Origin of the sequence: Dokdonella fugitiva, from assembly GCF_014138265.1 — a bacterium.
GTDB classification, from domain to species: Bacteria; Pseudomonadota; Gammaproteobacteria; order Xanthomonadales; family Rhodanobacteraceae; genus Dokdonella_A; species Dokdonella_A fugitiva_A.
Map to the genome: position 1 here is coordinate 323,758 of NZ_JACGXL010000004.1, position 20,215 is coordinate 343,972.

Sequence of the window (20,215 nt, forward strand, 5' to 3'; positions counted from 1 at the left end):
TGAAAGACCGCGCGAGCGTAGCATCACGCCCGCGGCCGTCCCATCCGTGCCGCTACGTATCGCGGCACGGACGGCGGCTCAGGCGGCGAGGCGCGCGGGGTCGAGCTCGCGCCAGCGCGGCGGCTCCGGCCATTCGTCGACCGCGATGCCATGGTCGAATGCGCGACGCACGTCGCGGCGATCGAGGTGCGGTGCGAAGCGCGCGATGAACTCGAGCGCGTACTCGCGCAGCACGCGGTCGCGGCGCAGCACGATCCAGGTCGTGCAGGTCGGCAGAAGCCCCTCGATCTCGAGGCCGACGACGTCGCGGTCGGCCGGATCGAGCGCCATCTCGGCGAGCACGCCGACGCCGAGGCCGGCACCGACGTAGGTGCGGATGAGGTCGGCGTCGCGCGCGGTGAACGCGAGGCGCAGCGGCAACCCGGCATGCTCGAACGCGCGGCGCAGCGAGGATTCGGCCTTGAGCGAGGATTCGTAGCTGACCAGAGGATGTTCGGCGAGGTCGGCCAGCGTAGGCGCGCGACCGAGCCTGGCGAGCGCGTGCGCGCGCGGCACGAGCACGACTCGGTCCCAGCGGTAGACCGGCAGCGCGAGGCCTGCCGGCGGTGGCGCGCCTGCAGTCGACACGACCGCGAGATCGGTCTGCCCGCGCTCGAGCAGCTCGAGGATCTCGGCATCGCCGCCCGGCTGCAGGTGCACGCCGACCTCGGGATAGCGACGGCGCAGCGCGGCGATCGCCGGCGGCAGCGCGTAGCGGGCCTGGGTGTGGGTGGTCGCGATGCGCAGTTCGCCCTGCGCCTCGTTGCGCAGGTTGGCGGCGAGCGCGCGGATGTTCGCGGCTTCGGACTGGATGATGCGGGCGCGTTCGATCACCTGCGCGCCGGCGGCGGTGATCGCTTCGAGGCTCTTGCCCCGGCGCGTGAAGAGGGAGAAGCCGAGCTCTTCCTCGAGTTGCTTGAGCTGCTTGCTGAGGCCGGGCTGCGTCGCGTGGACGCGTTCGGCGGCGAGCGTGATGTTGAGGCCGGAATCGGCGATGGCGATGAGGTAACGGAGCTGGGTCAGCGTCATGTCGGTGAGTCCACGGGCGGTCTGTGTCGGCGGTTGGTCGAATCGATGATCGTGGTCGGGCAACACATCGCTTTGCACATCGGGACTTTGGACGCCGGGAATTTCATGATCTGCTCCTGGGGACTCGGGTTCGCCGCGCGCGGGCACGGATTGTCCAGCCTACCGGAGCATTGTTTGGAAGTCTATCCGTCCAAAATGTGCCCTGCGTCACGCCCACCCCGGCGCGCGGACCGACATGACGGCGCGGCATAAGCGCCGGCGCGGCGATCATTTCCGCGCCGCGGCCGGCCGCCGCTAGCCTGTCCTGCCCCGTCCGCGTCCGCCGCCATGCCGCTGTATCCGCTGTTCGCCGACCTCCGCCAGCGCGCCGTCCTCGTCATCGGTGGGGGCGCCGTCGCCGCACGCAAAGTCGAAGGGCTGCTGCGCGCGGGCGCAGCCGTCACGGTCGGTGCGCCCGCGCTCGACGCCGGACTCGCCGCGCTCGCGGCGGAAGGGCGTATCCGCCACCGCGCGGGCCGGTATGTCGACGAATGGCTCGATGACGGCGGGATCCGTGACGGCGGCAGCAGCGCCGGTCGTTGCTGGCTCGTCGTCGTCGCGACGGACGACGCCACGCTCAACCGTCGCGTCGCCGCCGCGGCCGAACGGCGCCGCATGTTCACCAACGTCGTCGACGACGCGGAGCTGTCGAGCTTCCACGTACCTGCCGTGGTCGATCGCGCGCCGCTGCAGATCGCGATCTCCTCGGGTGGTGCCGCGCCGATGCTCGCGCGCCTGTTGCGCGAGCGACTCGAGACCGTGCTCGATGCAGCGCTCGGTCCGCTCGCCGCGCTCGCCGCGCGCTTCCGCACGCGCATCCGCGCTCGCCATCCCGAACCCGCTGCGCGGCGCCGGTTCTATTCCTCGCTGTTCGCCGGGGCGGTCGTCGACCTGCTGCGCAAGGGCCAGCCTGCGCTCGCCGAAGCCGCGCTCGACGCCGCGTTGCGTGCGCCGGCGGCGCCGGCCGCAGGCTCGGTCGTGCTCGTCGGTGCAGGCCCCGGCGATCCCGGCCTGCTCACCTTGAAGGCGTTGCGCGCGCTCAACGAAGCCGACGTGATCCTGCACGACCGCCTCGTCGGCGCCGGCGTGCTCGCGGTCGCGCGCCGCGACGCGACCCTGGTCGAGGTCGGCAAGACCGGCGGTGCGCACTCGACCGCGCAGGACCGCATCCACGCGCTGCTGCTCGAGCACGCGCGCGCAGGCCGTCGCGTCGTGCGCCTCAAGGGTGGCGATCCGTTCGTGTTCGGCCGCGGCGGCGAGGAACTCGAGTTCCTGCGCGCGCGCGGGATTGCCTACGAGGTCGTGCCCGGCATCACCGCCGCGCTCGCCTGCGCCGCGTACGCGGGCGTGCCGCTGACCCACCGCGACCACGCGCAGTCGGTGCGCTTCGTCACGGCGCACTGCCGCGATTCGCTCGACACGCTCGACTGGAACGCGCTCGCGCAGGAACGACAGACGCTCGCGGTGTACATGGGCGTGGCCGGACTCGACACGCTGCGCGAGCGCCTGCTCGCGCACGGGCGCGCCGCGGCGACGCCGTTCGCGCTGGTCGAGAACGGTTCGCGCGAATCCCAGCGCGTCGTGACCGGCACGCTCGAACAGTTGCCGGAGCTCGCGAACGCGCACAGAGTATGCACGCCGGCGCTGCTGATCATCGGCGAGGTCGCCGCACTCGCCGGGTGCCTGCACTGGTACGGCGCACCACCGCTCGGTGGCGTACCGGACCTGTCGCTGCGGCACGCGGCCTGATGTCAAGCTCGCGGACCTTTCGGCGTTCATAGCCGGACCGCACCGAACCCTGAGGACTCATCCCCATGATCCACGACAGCATCCTCGACACCATCGGCCGCACGCCGGTCGTCAAGCTGCACCGCCTCGCGCCCAAGCACGTCGAGCTGTACGTGAAGGTCGAAGCGTTCAATCCCGGCGGCTCGGTCAAGGACCGCCTCGCGATCGCGATCATCCTCGACGCCGAGCGCAAGGGCCTGCTCAAGCCGGGCGACACGATCGTCGAGGCGACGTCGGGCAACACCGGCGTCGCGCTCGCGATGGTCGCCGCCGCGCGCGGCTACAAGTTCGTCGCGATCATGACCGAGACGTTCTCGATCGAGCGCCGCAAACTCATGCGCGCGTACGGCGCGAAAGTGATCCTCACGCCCGCCGCCGAACGCGGCAGCGGCATGGTGCGCAAGGCCGAGGAACTCGCGAAGAAGCACGGCTGGTTCCTCGCGCGGCAATTCCAGAACCCGGCCAACCCGGCCTATCACCGCCAGACCACGGCGGCGGAGATCCTGCGCGACTTCGCCGGCCGGCGCCTCGACTATTTCGTGACCGGCTGGGGCACCGGCGGCACGCTCACCGGCGTCGGCGACGTGCTGCGCGTCGCGCGCCCCGAGGTGAAGATCATAGTGAGCGAGCCCGCAGGCGCAGCCCTGCTGTCCGGCAACGAATGGAAGCCGCACAAGATCCAGGGCTGGACGCCCGACTTCGTGCCCGAAGTGCTCGACCGTTCCGTCGCGCACGCGATCGAACCCGTCGACGAGGTCGTCGCGCGCGACACCGCGCGCCGGCTCGCGAGCGAGGAAGGCATCTTCGTCGGCATCTCCTCGGGCGCGACGCTCGCCGCCGCGCTCAAGGTCGCCGAGTCCGCCGCGCAGGGCTCCGTGCTGCTCGCGATGCTGCCCGACACGGGCGAGCGCTACCTGTCGACGTTCCTGTTCGAGGGCGTCAACGAAGGATCCGACGAGGACTGGCTCGCCTCGCTCGGCTGAAGAACGCGGCACCGCGGTCGCGCCCAGGGCGGTGCACTCCTGCCGCCGCGATCTCCGGCGCTAACGAGCGCGCAGCCGCTGCAGCGCATCGCGCGCGTAGCCGCTGAGGTCCTTCGGCGCGGCGGCTTCGGCCGGTAGCGCTGCCGCCAGTCGCGCCGCTTCTTCGGCGCGACCGTTTTCCATCGCGCACGTGGCGGCAAGGATCGTCGCTTCGACGTGCACACCCGGCGCGGCGCCTTCGGCCGACAGCGCCGCCTGCGCCGGCGCGCAGTCAGCCGGCATCCGGCCGAACCGCTGCAGCAGGCGCGCGTACTGCACGCGCACGGCCGCGCCCGGCGCACCGGAAAGGCGCGCCTTCGCGCCGTCGGTGTACGCCAGTGCCTTCGTCGCGACGTCGAGCGCGCGCGCGCCGTCGCCCGATTCCTCGAGCGCCCTCGCCAGCGCCGCGGTCGCGCGCGCCGCGGTGCGTCCGGACATTTCGTTGCGACGCTGCGAGATCGCGAGGCTCTCCTCGAGGTAGCCGACCGCGCCCTTGCCGTCGCCGGCGAGCGTATGGCTCGCGCCGACGTTGACGAGGATGTCGGCGATGCGCCGATGGTCGGGCGCGAGATGGCGGCGTTCGATCGCGAGCACCTGGTCCATGACCGCGGCCGAATCGGCGAAGCGCTCGAGGTTGCGCAGCGACACGCCCCAGCTGATCTGCGCGGGCACGGTGCGCGGGTCGCCTTTGCCGTAGACGCGTTCGGCGAGGTCGAGTGCCTCGCGACACAGCTGCTCCGCCTCGGCATAGCGCTTGGCGTTGCCGAGCGCGAGCGAGTAGGCGTGCGCGATCAGCGCGCGGCGCGCAAGCGGAATGTCGGCGCCGTTCGTCGCGCGGTAGCTCGTTTCGGCGAGCGACACCGCGTCGGCGCCGCGGCCGAGTCCCTTCAGCACGACTACCGACACCGGCAGCATCTGCGCGACGTCCTCGGACACCGCACCCTCGCGTTGCAGGCGCACCGCGTAGGCACGCTCGAGATAGTCCCACGCTTCGCGGTCGCGATCGAGGTTGTTGAGCGCGTTGCCGGTCGACGCGTCGACGTGCGCGAGCATGAGCGGATCGTCGATGCCGCGTTCGGCGATCAGGCGTCGCGCGATGCCGTAGTGCTCCAGCGTGTCCTGGTAGCGGCTGTTGTTCGAATACGCGTAGGCGAGGCCCATGTGTGCGCGGACGAGCGCGCGCGCATCGCCGCTGCGCTCGGCTTCGGCGAGCGAACGCTGCATGAGGTCCTGCACGCGCTGGCCGTCACCGAGGCCCGAATGCGCGCGCGCCATCGCGCCGAGCAGGGCCGAGCGCGTGGCCGGGTCGAGGTCGGTCTGCGCGTCGATGCCGGCGACGCCGTTGGCGAGCAGCTCGCTCGCGGCGGGATCGCGGCCGTCCGTATTGGCCGGGTCGGCGCCGGCGAACACGCCGGTGAGGAAGTCGACCACGGCAGCCGAATTGCGCGCCTCGACGCGCGCGACGTCACGCTGCTCGCGCGCGACGCGCGCCTGCCACACCGCCGTGCCGAGACCGGCGACGAGCGACGACAGCGCGACCGCGGCGAGGCCCGCGGCGAGCGCGTGCCGGCGCAGGAAGCGCGCGAGACGGTAGGAGACGTTGCCGCGCCGCGCCTTCACCGGCGCGTGCGCGAGGTACGCGCGCACGTCTTCGGCCATCGCTTCGACGCTCGCGTAGCGCTGCTCGGGTTCCTTGCGCAGCGCCTTCAGCACGATCGCGTCGAGGTCGCCGCGCAGGCGCGCACGCAGGCTCGCCGGTTGCAGGCTGCGCACGTGCGCGAGCGCGGCGCTGCGCGCGTCGGCCTGGGTTACCGCGCGCGACGGCCGCAGCGGTTCGGCGGTGAGGATCGCCTGCTCGTAAGCGGCCGGTGACGAGCCGGTCGCGTCGTACGGGCGCCGGCCGGTCAGCAGCTCGTACAGCAGCAAGCCGAGCGCGTGCACGTCGACGCCGGTCGTGACCGGCTTTCCCTGGATCTGCTCGGGCGCGGCGTATTCGGGCGTGAACATGCGCAGCGCCGTCGCGGTCGCCGCGGCGTCGCCCGCGTCGAGCAGGCGTGCGATGCCGAAGTCGAGCAGCTTCACGTGGCCTTGCGCGTCGACCAGGATGTTCGACGGCTTGAGGTCGCGGTGCACGACGAGGCTGCGGTGCGCGTAGGCGACCGCGTCGCAGACGGCGAGGAACAATGCGAGGCGTTCGCCGATGCCGAGGCGACGCGCGTCGCAATGTTCGGCGAGCGTGCTGCCGTCGACGTATTCGAGCGCGAGGAAGGGTCGGCCGTCGTCGTCGACGCCGCCGTCGAGCAGGCGCGCGATGTTCGGGTGGCCGAGCGTCGCGAGGATCTGCCGTTCGGCGCGGAAACGTTGCAGCAGCGCTTCGCCGCTCCAGCCACCGCGCATGAGCTTGACCGCGGCTTGCTGCACGTATTCGCCGTCGTCGCGTTCGGCGAGGTAGACCGTCCCCATGCCGCCGCGACCGAGTTCGCGCAGCAGGCGCCAGACACCGACGCGACGGCCGATCCAGGCGTCGCCTTCGCGTTCGCGCGTACCCGCGAGTGCCTCGGCGAACTCCGGCGTCGCCGCGGCGAGGCCGGTCGCCGCGGCGTCGGCGTCGGCTCGCAGCATCGCCTCGACCTCGCGCCGCAGCGTGGCGTCGTCTGCACAAGCCTCGTCGAGGAAACGCGCGCGCGCGTCCGCCGGCCACTCGAGCGCGCGCTCGAACAGCGCGCGTACGCGCTCCCACGCCTGCCTGTCCATCGATGCGCTCCCCAGTCGCCAGCGGCGGCCGACAGAGTGCCACAGCGGTGGCGCCTCGGCGTGAGGCGAGCCGCCGGGAAAATCACCCGGCCGTCGCACACGGCCCAGGCGTTCCCGACGCCGTCAGTCGAGCGCGGCGTCGACCGCGGCTTCGGCGTGCAGCGCGGTCGTGTCGAACAGCGGCACGGCTGCGTCGTCGGCGCGGACCAGCAGCGAGATCTCGGTACAGCCGAGGATGATCGCCTCGGCGCCGCGCGCGACGAGTTCACGCATGATGTCGCGATACGCGGCGCGCGAGTCGTCACGCACGACGCCGAGACAGAGTTCGTCGTAGATCACGCGATGCACGCGCTCGCGCGCGGTTTCGTCCGGCACGAGCACGTCGAGGCCGCGGTCGCGCAGGCGATCGCGGTAGAACGCCTGCTCCATCGTGAAGCGCGTGCCGAGCAGGCCGACGCGCGCGACGCCGGCGGCCTTGATCGCGGTCGCGGTCGGATCGGCGATGTGCAGCAGCGGGATCGCGACCGCGGCCTCGATCGCAGGCGCGACCTTGTGCATGGTGTTGGTGCAGAGCACGAGGACCTCGGCGCCCGCGCGCTCGAGCGCACGCCCCGCGTCGGCGAGCGTGACGCCGGCCGCGTCCCAGTCGCCCGTCTGTTGCAGGCGCTCGATGTCGTGGAAGTCGACGCTGTACAGCACGAGTCGCGCCGAATGCAGGCCGCCGAGGCGGCGCTTCACCGCTTCGTTGACCAGCCGGTAGTAGCCGAGCGTCGATTCCCAGCTCATGCCGCCGATGAGGCCGATCGTCTTCATCGCGGGCCTCAGTCGACGATGAACAAGCGTGCGCCGACCTCGGTCGACGAGCGATGCGGTTCGGCGTCGTCGCCGACCTGGTAGCTCATGCCCGCGGTGAGCGTGTAGCGGCGGCCGTCGGCGAGCTCGGTGTGCAGTTCGCCGTCGACGCAGAACAGGATGTGGCCCTTGCGGCACCAGTGGTCGGCGCGATAGCCGGGCGTGTACTCGACGAGACGCACGCGCAGCGCGCCGAACTCGCGCGTGCGCCAGAACGCGGCGCCGTTCTCGCCCGCGTGTTCGGTCGGCTCGAGCCGCATCCAGTCGGTCGTGTCGAAAGCGAACGGCGGCATCTGCATGCGGGACTCCAACGTGAAGGCGGCGACGCGACAGCGTAGCGCGAACCGCACCGCGCGGCTCAGCGCGCAGGCAGCGCCCACTGCAGGCCGCGGGTGATCGCGATCGGGAACACGCTCAGGTGACCCTCGCCCGCGACGACCTTCGTCTCGATGCGCAGGTGTGGATAGCGATGCGCCCTCAGGCGCGATTCGAACAGGCGCAGGTCGCGCAGCATGTCCTTGCTGCGGTTGTAGCGCGGGTCGTGCGCGACCGGATCCAGTGTCTCGTAGCTGCCGACCTCGAGCAGCACGTCGGCCGGCAGGTCGTCGTGAGTCGCGGCGTACTCGCGTTCGCGTCGCAGCACGACGCGATCGTCATACCACAGCGAAGGGCTGCTGATCACGTAGCGTTCGAACATGGTCGGCTCGGTCAGCAGCACGTGCGCGGCGAACAGGCCGCCGTAGGAATGGCCGGCGAGGATCTTGCGCTTCATGTCGACGCGATAGTTCGCCGCGACGAGCGGGAACACCTCGGTCGCGACGAAGCGCCGGTACGCCTCCGCCTCGCCGTGCAGTGGCGCGCGGCCGGGCATGTCGGAACGTGCGTCGGCGTCGCCGCGCGGCGTGTAGTCGCGTCGGCGGCTGTACTGCGGCGTGTCGCCGGCGGCGTAGCCGAGGCCGACGAGCACGAAGTCCTCGAGGCCGCGGCCATGGTCACCGACCATGTGGGCGATGCTGCGAACGAGCGGGAACGCGTAGTTCGCGTCGGTCACGAACAGCACCGGATAGCGACGTCCCGGCTGCGCCGCGTAGCCTTCGGGCAGGCCGACGAGGATGTCGTAGCGTCGACCTAGCGCGGTCGACGCGATCGTGCGCACTTCGGTATCGGCGAGTTCGACCGCGGGCGGCGACGCGGCGGCCTTCGGCGCGGCGACGACGAACGGCGAAGCGAGGCCGAGCACGAACGCGAGCACCGCGCCCGCATGCGCCGCCGTCCGCGACGACGATGGCGAACGAAAAACGGGCGCCGCAGCGCCCGTCTTCCGCATTCGCACCGGGGCGATCCGTGACGGATCGCGCCGGGTCACGCCACCTTCTTCCACTGGCCGAGCGCGGCGAGGCCGTTCTGCTTCGCGCGCAGCACGACCATGTCCTGCGCGGCCTTGAAGTTGGCCTGCATGTCCTTGCCCCACAGCTGCAGCGCGGCGGTCTGCATCGCGCGGCCGTACGAGAACGACAGCGGCCACGGATGCGGGCCCATCTGGTTCATCGCGTTGAGGTGCGCGGTCGCCTGTTCGTCGGTCTGGCCGCCGGAGAGGAACACGATGCCCGGCAAGGTCGCCGGCACCGCGGACTTGAGGCAGCGCACGGTCGCTTCGGCGACGGAATCGACGTCGGCCTGGTCCGCGCAGTCCTTGCCGGACACGACCATGCTCGCCTTGAGGATCGTGCCTTCGAGCAGCACGTTCTGCTCGTACAGCGCGCCGAACAGCGAACGCAGCGTCGCTTCGGTGACTTCGTAGCAGACGTCGATGTCGTGGTCGCCGTCCATCAATACTTCCGGTTCGACCATCGGCACGATGCCCGCCTCCTGGCACAGCGCGGCGTAGCGCGCGAGCGCGTGCGAGTTCGCCTCGATGCAGGTACCGCTCGGGGTGTCCTCGCCGATCGTGATGACCGCGCGCCACTTGGCGAACTTCGCGCCGAGCTTGGCGTACTCGGCGAGGCGCTCGCGCAGGCCGTCGAGGCCTTCGGTGACGAGTTCGCCCGGGAAGCCCGCGAGCGGCTTGGCGCCGATGTCGACCTTGATGCCGGGCAGGATGCCCGCGTCCAGCATGATCTTCGTGAACGGTACGCCGGCCTTGGTCGCCTGGCGGATCGTCTCGTCGTAAAGAATTGCGCCGGAGATGTGCTCGCCGAGCCGCGGCGCGGTCAGCAGCATCTCGCGGTAGGCACGCCGGTTCTCTTCGGTGTTCGGCACGTTGACCGAGTCGAAGCGCTTCTTGATCGTGGCGGTGGACTCGTCGATCGCGATGATGCCCTTGCCCGGTGCCACCATCGCCTGGGCAATGCTTTCAAGCTCTTCGATACTCATCAAACGGCTCCGTGACGAAACGAAAAGACGCCGCGGCCGCAGGATGGCTCGACCGGGCGCGGGATGATTTTCAGGGCCGGGGATTATAGGTCAGTTCCGCCGCGGGTGCCGCCCGCCCCGGTGGCCGTTCAGGCGGCCTCACGCGCAGGTGTCTTCAATATGGCGACTGCCAGTGCCGCGCGAGGCCGATGCCGAACGCATCGCCATCGGCGAGGTCGAGTTCGAGCGCCTGGGCGCCGGTCGAGGTGTCGATCAGCACGCTGGCGTGCTCGTCGGCGAGCGATCGGGCGAGGTCGTCGATCACGAACGCCTCGACCAGCCAGCGGAACGCGGCGGCGAAATCGGGACAGGCGCCGTTCGCCGAGAGGTTCTCGTCGCCGCCTTCCTGCGAGGTCCAGTAGTAGATGCCCTGCGCGCCGCAGGCCTTGGTCGGCGGCGGCCGGTACAGCAGGCCGCCGAGGCCGTCGCCGACCTCGGTGAACAGCAGCGTGCTCGCCTTGAGCAATTCCTGCATCTTCGGCGAATAGTCCTCCTGCATCGCCGCCTCGGGCGTGCCCCAGTCCTTGACGATCGCGCCGTAGGCGTCGCGCAAGTCGGCCGCGCTGGTCATCGCATGGTCGCCGATGCGGATCGCACCGACGGTCCGCTGCAGCGAGACGAGATCCGCGGGCAGGTCGAAGCCGAGCCGCTGCCGCGCACGGTCGATCGTCGCGGCATCGGCGGGCTTGCCCACGTCGAGCCAGACCTCGACGCCGTGCTCGCGCGCGAATGCACGGGTCGCCTTGATGAACGCGGCGACGCGCTCGCCGTACGGCCGGTCCGCTTTCGACAGCACGCTCGCGGCCGGCGCGAAATCGACCAGCGCGATCGCCTGCTCGCCCTTGCGCGCGTGGCGCTTGCCGTCGTCGCCGTCGAGCGCGTATTCGCCGTGCGCGCGCAGCGCGTGGGGACCTGGCGCGAGTTCGAAGCGGCAGAGCACGACGCGCGTCGCGTCGCCGGCGGCGTCGCGGCGCAGGCTGCAGGCGGGCTTGTCGTCGACGTCGATGACGAGGTCGATGCGCGCAGGCTGCCATGGCGACATCACGTCGACCTGCACCGCCGCGGCACGCGTGCCCGCAAGCGCGACGCACAGCGCGGCGGAGAACACGATCGCGTTCGGCAGGCGCACGGGAGCAGGCATCGTCATGGAATCCGTTCCTTCGTCAGCGCCGCGCCGGCGTCGCCGGCGCGGTCGCATCCGGCGGGTCCGCTTCGAGCGCCCCCTCGTAGAGTACGACGAGCGGCAGGTGCTGCGCATCGAGCGCGAGCAGGTGACCGTCGGCGTCGGCGAGCCAGAGCCGGCCGCTGCCCGCGTCGTAGTCCGCCGCGGTGAGGTCGCCGATGTCGCTGCGCAATGCGGCCTCGACGCGCACGCGCACAGCGCCGTCCGCGGCGCGCGCGAGCGCGTAGCGACAGAGCACGCCGCGACCCGCGGCGAACGCGCCGCCGCGGCCGTCCGGCGTCAACGTCCACAGGCGATGACCGAAATCGGGAAGGCGCGCCAGGCGCCGCGTGTCGAGGTCCCATGCGTACAGCCGCGTCGGCTCGGTGCCTTCGACGAGCACGACGCGCGCGGCGTCGAGCTCGAGCAGGTGGTAACCGCTCGCGCTCTCGATCGCGTGCGGCCGCGCGGACCAGGCGCCGGCGTCGTCGCGCGCGAGCTCGAGCAGGCGATGGTTCCACGTGCCGACCAGCGCCCGCCGTGCGTCGCGCGCGATCCAGAACGCGTGCAGGCGCAGGTCCGGCGTCGCCGCGAGCGCGCGCAGGTCGACGGCTTCCTCCTCTTCGAGCGAGGGCCAGCGCCAGCGCTTGAGCGTGCCGTCGGACGAACTCGACCACAGCGCCTGGCCGACGAGCGTGATCTGGTTGACGAGGTAGTCGTGCCCGCGCGAGCGCCAGCGCACGTCCATCGCGGGCAGGTTCCAGATCGCGAGCGTTCGGTCGTCCGATGCGCTGGCGAGATGCCCCGCGTCGCCCGCGAGCGCGGTGACGCCATCCGCATGCAAGGCGTGCGGGACGACCTTGCCGCCGTCGATCGCGTAGACGACGCCGTCGCTCGAGCCGACGTACACCGCGTGCCGCGCGGTGTCGACGTGCACGGCCCAGCTTTCCGCCTTGCCGAGATCGAACCGTTGCGCGACCGGCAACACGCCGTAGTCGAGTCGCGCCAGGCGATGCGCGACGCCGTCGAGCAGCAGCACGCCCGCACCGTCGGCCTGCACCGCACCCGGCGTGCTCGCGGCCCCGACGGGCGCGGCGTCGACGAAGCCGTCGTCGCGCCAGAGGCGCATGCCCGCTTCGCCGGCGACGAGCAGGGTCGGTGCATCGGCGAGCCAGGCGAGCGACTGCGCGCCGCGCTGCACCGGCAGCGAGCGCATCGGCGCGCTGCGATCGAGCGCGAACACGTCGACTTCCGGCTCGCGTCCCGCGACCGCGAGGCGCGCCGGCTCGTCGAGCAGGGCGAGATCGCGCACCGCGCCGAGGTCGAGCGCCTCGTCGAGCACGACCGCGCCGTCGGCGCTGCGGATCACGCGCACGCGCGCACCGGACGCGTCGACGACGGCGAGCCAGCGGCGCGACAGGGCGATCGCCTGTGCATCGGCGGCGTCGGCGATGCTCGCGCCGCGCTGCAGGCGATCGTCCTCGCCGCGGCGCCACAGCACGAGTGCGCGGGCCGAGGCGGCGACGAGCGTGCGCGCATCCGGCGCGACGCGCACGATCGCGTCGGGCGCGAGTTCCTTCGGCAGGCGCGCGAGGGGCGTCGCTTCCGCCGTGACCGGATCGGTCGCCTGCAGCAGGTCGCCCGCGGCGACGGCGAGCCGCCCCTCCTCGAGTGCGCCGAGCAGGCGCTGCCCGTGCGGCAGCACGACACGGCTCGCTTCGACGCCGGCCTGCAGCGGGCGCAGGTACCAGCCGTCGGCCGACGCGAGCACGGCGACGTCGTTGCGGCGCGCGAGCACGTTGCGCGCGTCGACCGGCACGCCGTAGCGCTCACGCTCGCGCAGCCACGCCGTCGCCGGCGGCACCGCGACGGCAGCCGTCGCGGACGGCGCCGGTGCATGCAGGCGCCACAGTGCGAACGCACCGAGCAGCGCGGCCACGGCCGCGGCGATCGCGCCGGCCATCAACCGCCCCCGCGGACGCCGCGGCATCGCGCGTTCGACCGTCGCCGGCGGCGCGTGCACCGGCGCGGGCCGCGTCGCGACGTCGGCGCGGCCGTCGTCCTCGAGTGCGCGCAGGAACGCGACGACGTCGGCGTGCCGTTGCGCCGGGTCGACCGCGAGTGCGCGCGCGAGCGCCGCGGCGATGCGCGGCGACGTGTCGCGCGGCAGTTCCGCGGTCATTGTCGCGGGCGTGCGCGTGAGGCCCTCGAGGCTGATCTCGCTGAAGCTGCGGCCGCTGCGCAACGGCTTTCCGCGCAGCATCTCGGCGACGATCAGCGCGAGTGCGTACTGGTCCGTCGCGAGCGTCACCGGATAGCCGTAGAACTGCTCGGGCGCGAAGTATTGCGGCGTGCCGATCACGTGCCCGGCCTGGGTCAGCCGCGCGCCTTCGGAGGCATCGTCCTCGAGCACGCGCGCGATGCCGAAATCCAGCAGCTTGACCTGCTCGCGCCCCGCGACTCGTGCGAGGAACACGTTGTCGGGCTTGAGGTCGCGATGCACGATGCCCTGCGCGTGCGCGTGGGCGAGCGCGTCGACGATGCCGCGCAGGACCGTCATCAGGCGCGCGACCGGCAGCCCTTGCGGCGAGCGCGCGATCTCGGCGGCGAGGCTCTCGCCTTCGAGATGCTCCATCACGTAGTACGGCACGTCGCCGGGCGACACGTCGAAGTCGTGCACGTCGACGATGTTCGGATGACGCAATCCCGCGAGCAGGCGCGCCTCGCGCAGGAAGCGTTCGCGGAACGCGGCGTCGCCGAGGCCGGGTTGCAGCAGCTTCACCGCGACCGCGTGTCCGAGCGCGACGTGCCGCCCCTGCAGCACGACGCCCATGCCACCCTCGCCGATCAGCCCGAGCAGCGCGTACTTGCCGAACGTCTGACCGATGAACGCGCGCCCGTCGGCGCGCGCGGCGGCACCGCCGCAGCGTGCGCAACGGAGTGCGCCTGCGCCCATGGCGAGGCCGCAGGCCGTGCAGATCCGGAAGTCCATCGACGGGACCGCCCCCCTCAGCGAGGGCCCATGGTGTCGGCAGCGCGATGCGCGCGTCAATGCGCGCGCGATGGCTGCGTCCGTCAGCGGTCGTTCCAGCCGAGCTTGTCGATCTGGCACTGCTGCATGACCGCGGTGCGCGCGGCCGGGTCGGTCGGTGCGTTGAACGGGAAGATGAGCCAGCTGAACACGCGGTCGCGACCGGAATTCGTCACGGTCGGCTCGAAACGCATGTTGCTCGCCATGCTCGTCGCGACCTTGGCGAGATCGCCCGCGGGCACCACGCGCTGCACCTTGATCGTGCTCGTTCGACCGTCCTTCTCGACGACGAACGACACCGCCGCGCAGCCGGGCGAGCTGATGTTGCGCGCCATGATCGGCACGTCGGCTTCGACCGACGCCGCGACGAGCGCCCAGTAACCGGCGAGCTTGTCCGGCACGACGACGCGTGGCGGCGCGTCGGATTGCGCGACGGCAACGGTACTGGTGGCCATGGCCAGGACGGCGATCATTCGGCGCAACATGGCGGGCTCCGTGCGGGACGTGCCCACAGTCTACGACGATCTCAGCCTCCCGGTGTTTCGTCGCGCTGCGGCGCCACCAGACCGTACTCGCGCCACCGGAACAAGGCCGTGGCCAATCCACGCGCACCGAGGGCAAGTCCGATGCCGAACGCGATCCGGATCGCGTCGCGGCCGATCCACGGCCAGCCGTACTGGCGCATGTACCGGTCGAGCGCGTCGCCGGTCAGCACGCCCATCGAAAGAGACGTGCCGATGTCGACAAGGTCGACCAGCCCCTGCACGACGAAGCAGATGCCGAGCACGGCGAATGCGAGCTGCTGCAGTTCGGTCGCGGTGATCGGACTCTCGAACACCTGCTGGCTCGACGTGGCCGCCGCGATGCGCGCCAGGATCCCCGGATAGAGCCAGAGCAATCCGGCCAACGCCAGTTCGGCGACGCCGAAGGTGATCGCCGCCTTCGTCGAGACGGTGACCTGGGCGGCGAGAAGCTCGCCAAGCGCCGTCGGTACGCCGACGAGCACCTGCACCGCCATGAAGACCGCACCGAGGCGGATGGCAATGCAAAGGATGGAGTACAAGGATGTGCGCACAGGGATGCTCCATGCCGCGGAAACCGGCGTCGGTGGGCGGCATCGGATTCCGGCCGGGACGGACCAGGCTCGGCGCACCTCCGCCCCATGAGAACTTACAAGTCGTTCAGTCCTTCGGCGACGCCGTCCGCACCGACCATGAGCAGTTTGAGCGTATTGGTGCCGCCACCCTGCCCCGTGTGGTCGCCGTTGGTGATGAGCACGCGATCGCCGACCGCGAGGTGGCCGAGGCGGTAGAGGTGCTGGATCGCGTCGCGCGACGCCTGCGTCGGACCGACGCCGTGCGCGTCGAACTCGACCGGGTTGACGTCGCGGTAGAGCAGCATGCGCCGGCGTGCGGCGCCATTGCGCGACAGCGCGTAGATCGGCACGGTCGAGCGGTAGCGCGACAGCCATTGCGCGGTCGCGCCACTCTCGGTCAGCGCGATGATCGCGCGCACGCGCACCTGGCTGGCGAGGAACATCGCGCCGAGCGCGATCGCCTGGTCGGTGCGGTCGAGCCGGTGCGCGCCGGGGCTGAGATCCTCGGTCGGCTCGAACTGGCGTTCCGCGCCGAGGCAGACGCGGCGCATCGCCGCGACCGCCTTGTCGGGATGCTTGCCGGCCGCGGTTTCCTGCGACAGCATGACCGCATCGGTGCCGTCGATGACCGCGTTGGCGACGTCGAGCACTTCGGCGCGCGTCGGGATCGGCGACTCGACCATCGACTGCATCATCTGCGTCGCGGTGATGACGACGCGCGAGCGCGTGAGCGCCTCGCGGATGATCTTCTTCTGCAGGCCCGGCAGTTCGGCGTCGCCGATCTCCACGCCGAGGTCGCCGCGCGCGACCATCACCGCGTCGGACGCGTCGACGATCTCGGCGAGGTTGTCGATCGCCTCGGCGCGCTCGATCTTCGCGACGAGCGCGGCGCTGCCGCCCGCCTCGTGCAGCAGCCGGCGTGCCTGCTCGATGTCGTCGGCGACCTTCACGAACGAGACCGCGAGGAAATCGGCGCCGAGTTCGGCAGCGAGGCGGATGTCGGCGCGGTCCTTGTCCGACAGCGCGGCGACCGTGAGACCGCCGCCGAGGCGGTTGATGCCCTTGCGGTCGGACAGGCGGCCGCCGACGAGCACGCTGCAGCCGATCGTGCGGTCGCCGACCTCGACCACTTCGAGCGAGACCAGGCCGTCGTCGAGCAGCAGCACGTCGGCCGGCTTCACGTCGCGCCAGAGGTCGTGGTAGCTCACGCCGACGCGCGTCGCGTCGCCGGACGGCGCGTCGGCGCGGCAGTCGAGCGTGAACGCCTGCCCCGGCGCGAGTTCGATCGGGCCCGCGGCAAAGCGCTCGATGCGGATCTTCGGTCCCTGCAGGTCGGCCAGCACGCCGACTTCCACGCCGAGTTCGGCGGCCGCCGCACGTACCGCGTCGGCGCGCTGGCGGTGGTCGGCCGCGCTGCCGTGCGACAGGTTGAGGCGCACGACGTTGACGCCTTCGGCGATCAGCTTCTTCAGCGCACCGGGCGCGTCGGTCGCCGGCCCGAGCGTGGCGATGATCTTGGTACGGCGAAGCTGCTCTGCCATCCGCGTCGCTCCCTTCCAGACGAGCCCGCTACGCTAGCAGCGTCGCCGCAGCGGCGTCCATCGCGGCGCGCAATCGATGAATGGAGCCGATGCGTCCTTCAGGCGCGATGCGCGAGCAGGTCGGGCAGGTGCGCGGGTTGGTCGGCGATCGCGTCCGCGCCGGCGTCGCGCAACTCGTCGACGCTGCCGAAGCCCCAGGCGACGCCGATCGCGCGGACCGCGTTCGCCTTCGCGCCATCGATGTCGAAATGGCGGTCACCGACCATCGCGGCGGCGCCGGGCGCGACGTCGAAGTCGGCCAGCGCGCGCGCGATCATCGACGCCTTCTCGCTGTCGCGGCTGCCCGGCGCAGCCGCGTACACGCGCGCGAAGCGGTCGCCGAATGGCAGGCTGCGCACGATCTTCTCGGCGTACAGGTCGACCTTGCTCGTCACGACCGCGAGCTGGATGCCGCACGCGGCGAGCGCGTCGACCGCGTCGCCGACGCCATCGTAGACGCGGTGCTCCTGCCAGCCGACCGCACTGAAGCGCTCGCGGTAATGGTCGACCGCGCGTTCGACCGCGACGGGATCGTCGCCGAGCGCGAGCGGGAACGTCGCGCGCAGCGGCGGCCCGATCCAGCCACGCAGGATGTCGCGCGGCGGGCTCGGCGCGCCGAGGCGGCCGAGCGCGTATTCGATCGAGTTGACGATGCCCGCCTCGGAATCGATGAGGGTACCGTCGAGATCGAACAGCGCGAGCCTCATCCGTCGAAGCCGTTCTTGAAGATCTGGTCGACGAGCGCGCCGCGTTGCAGGTTGAGCACGAAGCCTTCGGCGCTCGCCGCCGTCACGCCGACCGTGAACGCGTTGCCGGGCGCGGTCCAGCTCTCGCCGACCTTGAACATCGAACCCTCGTCGTTCGCCGTGTCCGCGGGCGGCACGGTCGCGTCGACGCTCCACGCGGGTTCGTCGCGCGTCGTGTCGACCTCGTGGATGATGACCGCGTCGCCGGCGAGGTTCGCCTCGTAGTAGCCGCTGCGCTTGCGCGCCTCGATCACGTAGTAGTGGCTCGCCGGGGCCGGCGCCGGCAGGGTGACCACGATCATCTGCACGTGGGTCGAGCCGCGCAGGCTCGCGCGATCGAGCGTGATGTTGTTGTAGGTTCCGTTGGCCGACACGGTGAGCTTGCGCGCGGCGTCGATCCAGCCGAGATGGTCGCGCGACCAGATGCCGATGTGCTTGGGCTGCGTGCCGTAGGTCGCGTCGTCGCCGGCGTTGTCCCACGCGTCGCTCATGACGTCCCACGGGTTGTCGTACGGATCGTCGTCGCCGTCGGAATTGTTCGCGTGCGGCAGGCCGAAGCCGTGCCCCATCTCGTGCGCGAGCGGCGCCTCGTTCGCGTAGCCCCACGGCGGCTCCCACGTCACGTACCAGACCTTGCTGACGCCATCGAGCGTCGCGTAGCGGCTGCCGCCCCAGGCGTAGCCGTCGAGGTCGTCGTTGTAGAACGTGTTGACGCCGACGAAGTTGGCGAAGTTGACGGTCGCGTCGGCGACGCCGGTGCAATCGGTGAACAGCTGGCCGAGGTTCGCCGAGCCGTTCGCGGGCACGTAGTACGAACGCGGATGCGGCAAGGTGAACCACCCGTATGCGGTGCTGCCGGCGACGTTGACCTTGTCGTACGACACTTCGCGCCAGTAGTGGTCGAGGCGGCCGGTCTGGTTCGACAGCATCGTGCCGAAGTACGGCAGGTCGTGCGGCTGCGCGGCGACGTCACTGAACTTGCACGCGAGCGTGACCCACGGCTGGCTGCCGCTCACGCGTGGCGCGGCGGCGGCTTCGACCGAGGCGTCGGCGGCGACGATCGCGCCGGCGAGCACGCGGCCGCCCGGCCACGGCGCCGGTTGCGCGTCCAGCGCGACCTCGCGCCCGGCGAGCGCGTAGAGATCGCCTGCCGCACGCAGCGCGCTCGCGGTATCGAGCGGGTGGCGCGCACCATCGCGCTCGACGAGCTCGGCCTCGAAGCGGCTCGGCGGCGTCGAACCCGGCGCGGGGTCACCCCAGCGCAGCTCGAGCGTGCCCTGCAGCAGGTCCTGCGCGGCGAGTGGCGCCGCGCATGCGAGCGCGACGCCCGCGATGAGGAATCGTTTCATTCGGTAGGGTTCGCGAACGGGCGGACGCGCAGCCTAGCAGGCCACGCGCGCGCCGCTTGCGACCGCGCGCACATCCTCGTCAGCCGCGCGCCTTCAGCGCCGCCACCGCGGGCAGTTCCTGGCCTTCGAGGAACTCGAGGAATGCGCCACCGCCGGTCGAGATGTAGGACACGCGCCCGGCCACGCCGTATTTCTCGATCGCGGCCAGCGTGTCGCCGCCGCCGGCGATCGAGAACGCGTCCGACGCGGCGATCGCATGCGCGAGCGTCTCGGTGCCCTTGCCGAACGCGTCGAACTCGAACACGCCGACCGGGCCGTTCCAGACCACCGAGCCGGCCTTCGCGATGAGTTCCGCATAGCGCCTGGCCGTCTGCGGGCCGATGTCGAGGATCATGTCGCCGGCGGCGACGTCCTCGACCTTCTTCACCGTCGCCGGCGCGTCGGCCTTGAATTCGGGCGCGACGACGACGTCGGTCGGCACCGGCACGTCGGCGCCGCGCGCCTTCGCCGCGGCGATGATCTTCTTCGCCGTGTCGAGCAGGTCGAGCTCGACCAGCGACTTGCCGACCGGATGGCCCGCCGCCGCGATGAACGTGTTGGCGATGCCGCCGCCGACGATGAGCTGGTCGACCTTGCCGACGAGCGTCTCGAGCAGGGTGAGCTTGGTCGACACCTTCGAGCCCGCGACGATCGCGAGCAGCGGGCGCGCGGGATGTTCGAGCGCCTTGGCGAGCGCGTCGAGCTCGGCCATCAGCAGCGGGCCGCCGGCGGCGACCTTGGCGAAGCGGATCGCGCCGTGCGTCGACGCCTGCGCGCGATGCGCGGTGCCGAACGCGTCCATCACGTAGACGTCGCAGAGCGCGGCGTACTTCTTCGACAGCGCTTCGTCGTCCTTGCCTTCGCCGACGTTCATGCGGCAGTTCTCGAGCAGCACGAGCTGGCCGGGGGCGACGTCGACGCCGTCGAGCCAGTCGCGCACCAGCGGCACGTCGCGACCGAGCAGTTCGCCGAGGCGCCGCGCGACCGGCGCGAGCGAATCCTCGGCGCTCCACTGCCCCTCCTTCGGCCGGCCGAGGTGCGACATGACCATCACCGCGGCGCCTTTGTCGAGCGCGAGCTTCAGGGTCGGCAGCGCGGCGAGGATGCGCGTCTCCGAGGTGATGCGCCCCGCGTCGATCGGCACGTTGAGATCCTCGCGGATCAGCACGCGCTTGCCGGCAAGGTCGAGATCGCTCATGCGCACGACGGACATCGGGAACTCCTCGGATTCGGATCGGGGAAACCGGTCATTACAGCGGCGAATGGCGCCCGGCGCA

16 protein-coding genes are annotated in these 20,215 nt (G+C 71.5%); 2 read left to right on the forward strand and 14 right to left on the reverse strand.

Going from position 1 to position 20,215, the window contains the following annotated elements:
* Positions 1–78: 78 nt before the first annotated feature.
* Positions 79–1,068 carry a LysR substrate-binding domain-containing protein gene (locus FHW12_RS13935; RefSeq protein WP_182531632.1) on the reverse strand — a complete coding sequence of 330 codons (990 nt, stop codon included), beginning with the start codon at positions 1,066–1,068 and terminating at the stop codon, positions 79–81.
* 327 nt (positions 1,069–1,395) lie between these two features.
* On the opposite strand from FHW12_RS13935, the gene cysG reads away from it, so the two are divergent.
* Positions 1,396–2,856 carry a siroheme synthase CysG gene (gene cysG, locus FHW12_RS13940; RefSeq protein WP_182531633.1) on the forward strand — a complete coding sequence of 487 codons (1,461 nt, stop codon included), beginning with the start codon at positions 1,396–1,398 and terminating at the stop codon, positions 2,854–2,856.
* Between the two features lie 65 nt (positions 2,857–2,921).
* Positions 2,922–3,878 (forward strand): cysteine synthase A, encoded by a 957-nt coding sequence (cysK, locus tag FHW12_RS13945; protein WP_182531634.1) that lies wholly within the window; start codon positions 2,922–2,924, stop codon positions 3,876–3,878.
* A 60-nt stretch (positions 3,879–3,938) separates the two neighbouring features.
* On the opposite strand, the gene FHW12_RS13950 is transcribed toward cysK, so the two are convergent.
* From FHW12_RS13950 to FHW12_RS14010, 13 genes are all read right to left on the reverse strand, one after another.
* Positions 3,939–6,671 carry a serine/threonine-protein kinase gene (locus tag FHW12_RS13950; RefSeq protein WP_182531635.1) on the reverse strand — a complete coding sequence of 911 codons (2,733 nt, stop codon included), beginning with the start codon at positions 6,669–6,671 and terminating at the stop codon, positions 3,939–3,941.
* 123 nt (positions 6,672–6,794) lie between these two features.
* Positions 6,795–7,484 carry an aspartate/glutamate racemase family protein gene (locus FHW12_RS13955; protein WP_182531636.1) on the reverse strand — a complete coding sequence of 230 codons (690 nt, stop codon included), beginning with the start codon at positions 7,482–7,484 and terminating at the stop codon, positions 6,795–6,797.
* Between the two features lie 8 nt (positions 7,485–7,492).
* Positions 7,493–7,822 (reverse strand): DHCW motif cupin fold protein, encoded by a 330-nt coding sequence (locus FHW12_RS13960; RefSeq protein ID WP_182531637.1) that lies wholly within the window; start codon positions 7,820–7,822, stop codon positions 7,493–7,495.
* 59 nt (positions 7,823–7,881) lie between these two features.
* A complete protein-coding gene (locus FHW12_RS13965) occupies positions 7,882–8,775 on the reverse strand; it encodes an alpha/beta hydrolase (RefSeq protein WP_310735242.1) in 894 nt (297 codons plus the stop codon).
* A gap of 110 nt (positions 8,776–8,885) precedes the next feature.
* Complete coding sequence (locus FHW12_RS13970; RefSeq protein WP_182531639.1) at positions 8,886–9,896, reverse strand: class I fructose-bisphosphate aldolase; 1,011 nt, start codon at positions 9,894–9,896, stop codon at positions 8,886–8,888.
* Between the two features lie 154 nt (positions 9,897–10,050).
* Entirely contained in the window at positions 10,051–11,082 is a 1,032-nt protein-coding gene (locus FHW12_RS13975; RefSeq protein WP_182531640.1) for an SMI1/KNR4 family protein, read from the reverse strand.
* Between the two features lie 16 nt (positions 11,083–11,098).
* Entirely contained in the window at positions 11,099–14,089 is a 2,991-nt protein-coding gene (locus FHW12_RS13980) for a WD40 repeat domain-containing serine/threonine protein kinase (protein WP_182531641.1), read from the reverse strand.
* Between the two features lie 83 nt (positions 14,090–14,172).
* On the reverse strand, positions 14,173–14,613 hold the full coding sequence (locus FHW12_RS13985) for an energy transducer TonB (protein WP_182531642.1): 441 nt from the start codon (positions 14,611–14,613) through the stop codon (positions 14,173–14,175).
* Positions 14,614–14,654: 41 nt separating this feature from the next.
* Positions 14,655–15,203, reverse strand: a complete 549-nt coding sequence (locus FHW12_RS13990) for a hypothetical protein (protein WP_182531643.1) — start codon at positions 15,201–15,203, stop codon at positions 14,655–14,657.
* Positions 15,204–15,298: 95 nt separating this feature from the next.
* Positions 15,299–16,765, reverse strand: coding sequence for a pyruvate kinase (gene pyk / locus FHW12_RS13995; RefSeq protein ID WP_182531644.1), 1,467 nt, complete (start codon positions 16,763–16,765; stop codon positions 15,299–15,301).
* A 98-nt stretch (positions 16,766–16,863) separates the two neighbouring features.
* Entirely contained in the window at positions 16,864–17,511 is a 648-nt protein-coding gene (locus FHW12_RS14000) for an HAD hydrolase-like protein (RefSeq protein ID WP_182531645.1), read from the reverse strand.
* Complete coding sequence (locus FHW12_RS14005) at positions 17,508–18,899, reverse strand: hypothetical protein (protein ID WP_182531646.1); 1,392 nt, start codon at positions 18,897–18,899, stop codon at positions 17,508–17,510. The genes FHW12_RS14000 and FHW12_RS14005 overlap by 4 nt, the downstream gene beginning before the upstream one ends.
* A gap of 79 nt (positions 18,900–18,978) precedes the next feature.
* Complete coding sequence (locus FHW12_RS14010) at positions 18,979–20,151, reverse strand: phosphoglycerate kinase (RefSeq protein WP_182531647.1); 1,173 nt, start codon at positions 20,149–20,151, stop codon at positions 18,979–18,981.
* Positions 20,152–20,215: the final 64 nt, after the last annotated feature.